Source organism: Alkalibacterium indicireducens (assembly GCF_039522005.1).
Taxonomy (GTDB): domain Bacteria; phylum Bacillota; class Bacilli; order Lactobacillales; family Carnobacteriaceae_A; genus Alkalibacterium; species Alkalibacterium indicireducens.
Map to the genome: position 1 here is coordinate 1 of NZ_BAAADA010000137.1, position 4,906 is coordinate 4,906.

Annotated in this window: 7 protein-coding genes; 3 read left to right on the plus strand and 4 right to left on the minus strand. The window is 44.1% G+C overall.

What is annotated here, in order from left to right; translation table 11 throughout:
* Nucleotides 1–69 precede the first annotated feature (69 nt).
* The 3 genes from ABFX15_RS08200 to ABFX15_RS08210 all read right to left on the minus strand — a co-directional run bounded on the left by ABFX15_RS08200 (nt 70) and on the right by ABFX15_RS08210 (nt 1,335).
* Complete coding sequence (locus tag ABFX15_RS08200; protein ID WP_346024972.1) at nt 70–462, minus strand: DUF4430 domain-containing protein; 393 nt, start codon at nt 460–462, stop codon at nt 70–72.
* Complete coding sequence (locus ABFX15_RS08205) at nt 455–1,036, minus strand: ECF transporter S component (RefSeq protein ID WP_346024973.1); 582 nt, start codon at nt 1,034–1,036, stop codon at nt 455–457. Before ABFX15_RS08205 ends, ABFX15_RS08200 begins: the two co-directional genes overlap by 8 nt.
* Before the next feature lie 164 nt (nt 1,037–1,200).
* Complete coding sequence (locus tag ABFX15_RS08210; protein WP_346024974.1) at nt 1,201–1,335, minus strand: hypothetical protein; 135 nt, start codon at nt 1,333–1,335, stop codon at nt 1,201–1,203.
* Nucleotides 1,336–1,398: 63 nt separating this feature from the next.
* On the opposite strand from ABFX15_RS08210, the gene ABFX15_RS08215 reads away from it, so the two are divergent.
* From ABFX15_RS08215 to ABFX15_RS08225, 3 genes are read left to right on the plus strand one after another with little or no spacing between them, the layout of a single operon-like run.
* Nucleotides 1,399–1,653: a hypothetical protein gene (locus tag ABFX15_RS08215; protein ID WP_346024975.1), complete on the plus strand. Its 255-nt coding sequence runs from the start codon at nt 1,399–1,401 to the stop codon at nt 1,651–1,653.
* A gap of 30 nt (nt 1,654–1,683) precedes the next feature.
* The gene (uvrC, locus tag ABFX15_RS08220; protein WP_346024976.1) at nt 1,684–3,474 is read left to right on the plus strand and encodes an excinuclease ABC subunit UvrC; all 1,791 of its coding nucleotides are present in this window, start codon (nt 1,684–1,686) and stop codon (nt 3,472–3,474) included.
* 15 nt (nt 3,475–3,489) lie between these two features.
* The gene (locus tag ABFX15_RS08225) at nt 3,490–4,047 is read left to right on the plus strand and encodes a GNAT family N-acetyltransferase (RefSeq protein ID WP_346024977.1); all 558 of its coding nucleotides are present in this window, start codon (nt 3,490–3,492) and stop codon (nt 4,045–4,047) included.
* A gap of 124 nt (nt 4,048–4,171) precedes the next feature.
* Here ABFX15_RS08225 and ABFX15_RS08230 read toward each other — a convergent pair whose 3' ends face one another.
* A complete protein-coding gene (locus tag ABFX15_RS08230; protein WP_346024978.1) occupies nt 4,172–4,747 on the minus strand; it encodes an LURP-one-related/scramblase family protein in 576 nt (191 codons plus the stop codon).
* Nucleotides 4,748–4,906: the final 159 nt, after the last annotated feature.

A 4,906-nucleotide genomic window follows, 5' to 3' on the forward strand; every position in this document is an offset into this window, starting at 1 on the left:
TGCGTAATTTCTTTGGTGAGGGTTAATCCGATAGGATTGTGAAGCATTTATTAGGGTGCGAAACTTGAGTTAAAAGGCTGTGAGTTCCCACACGATGTGGTCACCTTCTTCGGGAACGAAGTCCGCAGCACTCACAGTGACAGTTTCTTCGTTAACTTCATATATCCAGTAAAGATTTTCTTCAGGAAGCTGGTCTATGCCTTCGATAGACTCAATAAAGCCATCATCAGTCACAATCAGATCGTAGTGCTGACTCATGATATCAAGTAAGGTTGAATCGTCAGCGACATCAAGAGTATCATCGGCAATGATTTCACCGTCGGCTACTATTGTCATGTTAATTTCTTTATCCAGATCAGCGGTTGTCGGGTTATTGGATGCAAGTCCTGAATACCATAGTCCTAGAACTAGCAGGATAACAAAAACGGAAACACCGATCAGGTATTTTTCTTTTTTATTCATTCGTTTCTCCTTTTTCTTGAGTGGACCGTTTCTCAAAAGCTGAGGTATCCGCCATTTTAAAGACTCTCATACAAGCTGGGTAAAGGATGGGGAAGAAGACTGCATTTCCTGCGGCATGAAGCAGATCATAACCCAGTCCAGACAGGTAGTAGGGCAGAAGAATATTCCAGCCAATGACAGGCGCCTGCATAACTGACACGACTAAACCGTATAGAATGCCTAGAAAGGCCACGTAGATCTGCAAAAAGATAAGCGGTGTGTTCTGATGGCTGTCTTTAAACATATGAGAAAGCAGAATAAGTGCAGCAAACCCACCGATCTGAGCTGCCGTCCATGGGCCCATACCCAGATACAGGTTAGTAATGAGCACGGAAAGCAGAGCGACCGTCAGCCCCATCTTCCAGCCATAATAAAAAGTGATGCATATCAGAAGAACTGTCATCGGCTGAACATTTGGAATAAATGAAAAAGTCAGTCTGCCCACAGAAACCAGACTGGTCAGTAAGGCGATCCTTGTCAGAGCATACGTTCTTCCAGAAACCGGAGACCGGTTAAATTTTGACTGTCCAGTCATACGACATCCTCCTCAAGAGTCAGTAATGGCTTCAACGAAAACATTCATCTCAGATCCACTTTGTGACGTACTGTTTTCTATCATACAAAAGAATGCACTGAAAGACAATGAAAAAAAGGCGCCCCCTGTGTATAAGAAAGGGATGCGCTATTATTATCGAAGAATCAGTATGCACCACGGATGTAGTCATGAACATTATCCCAGTAGAATGTGCTCAGCGTATCCAGTTCCTCCTTAGAGAAAGGCAGGACATCGAGAGACTCGAGATTGTCGATCACCTGTCCTCGAAAAGCTGACAAATGTTCCCATTTCTGGTAAAATAGACTGGACATTTACGAGGCTTGAAAGGAGTGAAGGGGAACATGGAAGAGAATTATATCGATTTTTACAGAGGGAAAGACGAAGAGGCTTTCCTAAGTGCCTGGGAAGCGGAGCACGCAAAGCTGTCTGACGAGGCGATCGATGACCTGTACGCAGACATTGCCGATGCTGTTGACGAAGCAGTGAAGAACGGGACGCATGAACTGGGGGAGTCCTTCAGTTATAAGAACGTAAAAGTCGGACGATCAGACTTCAATACGTTCCATTCGCTTTATATTTTTGAAGAGTCCAACTAATTTAATCAACTGAAAGAAGGGGGTGCTTTTTTGACTACGGAAATCATCGAACATAAACTACAGCTGCTGACTGATCTGCCAGGCTGTTATATCATGAAAAACAGCAACGACGAGATCATTTACATCGGGAAGGCCAAGAATCTGAGAAACAGGGTCCGGTCTTATTTCAGAGGCGAACATACGGGAAAGACCAAACGTCTGGTAGAAGATATAGTAGATTTTGAAACGATCGTGACCGGTTCAGACAAGGAAGCCCTGCTTCTGGAGGTCACCTTGATTCAGAAACATCAGCCTAAGTATAATATCCGGCTGAAAAGAGGGACCAGTTATCCTTATCTTAAAATAACTAATGAACGGGATCCTCAGCTGGTGATAAGTTCAGAAGTTGAACAGGATGGGGGCTATTATTTTGGACCTTACCCTGATGTCTGGGCGGCTTCCGAAACAAAGCAGCTGATCCAGAAAATCTATCCATTGAGAAAATGCAACGGTCATCAGAAACGGGCTTGTCTCTATTATCATATCGGTCAATGCATCGGACCTTGCGATCATGAGGTCTCGAAAGAAGAATATGATGCTCAGATCGCCCGGATTAAGTCATTTTTGAATGGAAATGTCACAGATATCAAGCGGGATCTGAAAGATAAAATGCAGGAAGCGGCTGAAGAGATGAACTACGAGCGTGCTGCCGAGTTCAGAGATCAGATATCCTACATTGAACGGACCGTTGAAAAACAGTCCATTATATCTAACAATTTCACGCCGCGTGACTTTTTCAATTATTACATGGACAAAGGCTGGATCTCTATCCAGGTCTTTTTTGTTCGCCAGGCTACACTCATCAAGCGGGAAGCTACGATGTTTCCGATTTATGACACGCCAGAAGAAGAGCTGATGAGTTTTATGCTGCAGTACTATCAGGATAAAAACAACCAGAAACCAAAGGAAATATATGTCCCTGAGACAGTCGATCAGGCCCTTCTGGAAGATACGCTCGATACGAAAGTTCTGGTGCCTAGAAAAGGCAGGAAAAAAGAACTGCTTGAGCTAACCGGGAAGAACAGCGAGCTGGCTTTGAAAGAAAAGTTCCGTCTGATCGAAATGAAAGAACGCAAGACGACCGGAGCCATTGAGGAACTGTCCCAGGCGATGGGGCTTCCTTACATCGAACGGATCGAAGCGTTCGACCACTCGAATATTCAGGGATCCAATCCAGTTTCCGCCATGGTCTCTTTTAAAGACGGGAGCCCGGACAAAAATAATTACCGGAAGTATAAGATAAAAACGGTCGTCGGGAGCAACGAGTATGCGACAACGCAGGAAGTTATCCGGCGCCGCTACAGCCGGCTGCTGAAAGAAAAGAAACCTCTGCCGGATCTGATCATGATGGATGGAGGAAAGGTTCAGGTAAATGCAGCCAGGGATGTGCTTCAAAATGAACTGTCGCTCATGATTCCTGTCGCCGGCATGGTCAAGGACAATAAGCACCGGACAGCCGGACTGATTTTTGGAGATGAACTGGAACCGGTGATTCTCGATCCAAGGAGCCAGGCTTTTCACCTTGTTCAGCGTGTGCAGGAAGAGGTCCACAGATTTGCCATTACCTTCCACCGAAACGTGAGGAGCAAGAACAGCTTTACCAGTCAGCTGGATGACATCGAGGGCGTGGGTCCGAAAACCCGTACGAAAGTCCTGCGTCATTTCAAGTCAATGAAACGCCTGCGTGAGGCAGAACTTGAAGAGCTGACTAAGTTGGGGATTTCAAAACCAGTCGCTGAACGGATAAAGCAGACACTTGAAAATTCAGCTAAAAAAACATAATTGAGGAGTTTTAGTATGATCAGAGAAGCATCCCGTCAAGATGCAGAAGCAATCGTTGATTTATTTAAAGTGATTCTGACAGATATGGAACTGCCGATCATGTCTCAAGTAACTTGGGATGATCTGCGGCCTGCAATGGTTCATGCTGTTCGAAGTGAATCGTTTATTCAAGGGTACAAAAATGCCCTTTTAAAAGAGATCGATGGAGAAATAGCCGGTTTCTGCTTTTCCTACCCAGGGGGAAGTGCCGATCAGTATGATCAGCTGTCAGACTTGATATCGGCCTACAAGCTCCCTCCTTTTGAAACATTTATCGAAGGTGAGACTTTCGAAGGCGAAAGGTATCTTGATTCCATCGTAACGAAGGATACGTTCAGAGGAAAAGGAATAGGTAAAGAACTGATGCAGGCGGTTTATGACAAAGCGAAATCAGAAGGCTTTACAGTGGTCGGACTCAATGTCGACCATGATAATCCCCGGGCTCTGAAGCTTTACGAAGCACAAGGCTTTCAGAAGGTAAAGGAAGTCATGATTGCCGGCCATCATTACGATCATATGCAGAAGAAGGTATAGACAGGAATACTGGTATAATTGTGAACTGACCGAGTGATCAGTTGCAAATTGAACAGGACTGATTTTTAAAAATAAGCCCGAAGACTGGCAAAAACTCAGTCTTCGGGCTTTTAGACTATCGGGATTACTTGTTTGACCAAAGCAGTCTTTTTACTCTCAGCCAGACCGGATGCATGAAACTGAGACTGTATTTCTGCTGCTTCATATCATTCCAGACAGTGGATTTATTCTGACCGTAGTGATCCAGCAGCTGAGAAATGAGACAGGCTACAGGTGCAATTTTCTCATTCTGAAAATCGAGGATATAAAATTCTCCAGTGAATGACACGCATTTTTCGATAGACAGAATCTGCTTTCCGAATCGTCTGACGGAGAAAATTTGTTTATCGTAATCACCTGTGATAATCCAGTTGAGTCGTGTAACTGTAAAGTATGGGTGAGTCATTCCACGAAGACCTTTACGTTTCTTTATTGTTCCGATTTTCTTTCCATCCTGAAACAGACGGAACTTAGGAAAAACTGAGAGTTTGACTTGTCTGGCTTCTATGATCCGTTTTCCGTCCATAGAGTAGACAGTCAGCCTGTCTCCGAGTCTGCCCCATTTTCCGACAATCAGGTATATTTTTTCACCTGCAGCATCTTTTACGATCATCCGGTCCTGCAAGGTCTGGTATTCCTTGTTGATAAATAGCCGAACCATTTCTATCACCTCTAGGTCGTCAAACGTGTACGGTGCTTTTATTTATTATACCACTATTACATAAGAATAGAAAAAAAGAAAAACTTCACGTATGTGTCAAGACTTTGGCGGAAACTTTTTTTCTAGAGATGGTAACTCTTCAATTTTAATATTAAAATG

What these genes read in the sequence shown, in the direction of transcription:
- ABFX15_RS08215 (WP_346024975.1), top strand. Translation starts at nt 1,399, where the DNA reads ATGGAAGAGAATTATATCGATTTTTACAGAGGGAAAGACGAAGAGGCT.
- ABFX15_RS08205 (WP_346024973.1), bottom strand. Translation starts at nt 1,036, where the DNA reads ATGACTGGACAGTCAAAATTTAACCGGTCTCCGGTTTCTGGAAGAACG.
- ABFX15_RS08230 (WP_346024978.1), bottom strand. Translation starts at nt 4,747, where the DNA reads ATGGTTCGGCTATTTATCAACAAGGAATACCAGACCTTGCAGGACCGG.
- ABFX15_RS08200 (WP_346024972.1), bottom strand. Translation starts at nt 462, where the DNA reads ATGAATAAAAAAGAAAAATACCTGATCGGTGTTTCCGTTTTTGTTATC.
- ABFX15_RS08225 (WP_346024977.1), top strand. Translation starts at nt 3,490, where the DNA reads ATGATCAGAGAAGCATCCCGTCAAGATGCAGAAGCAATCGTTGATTTA.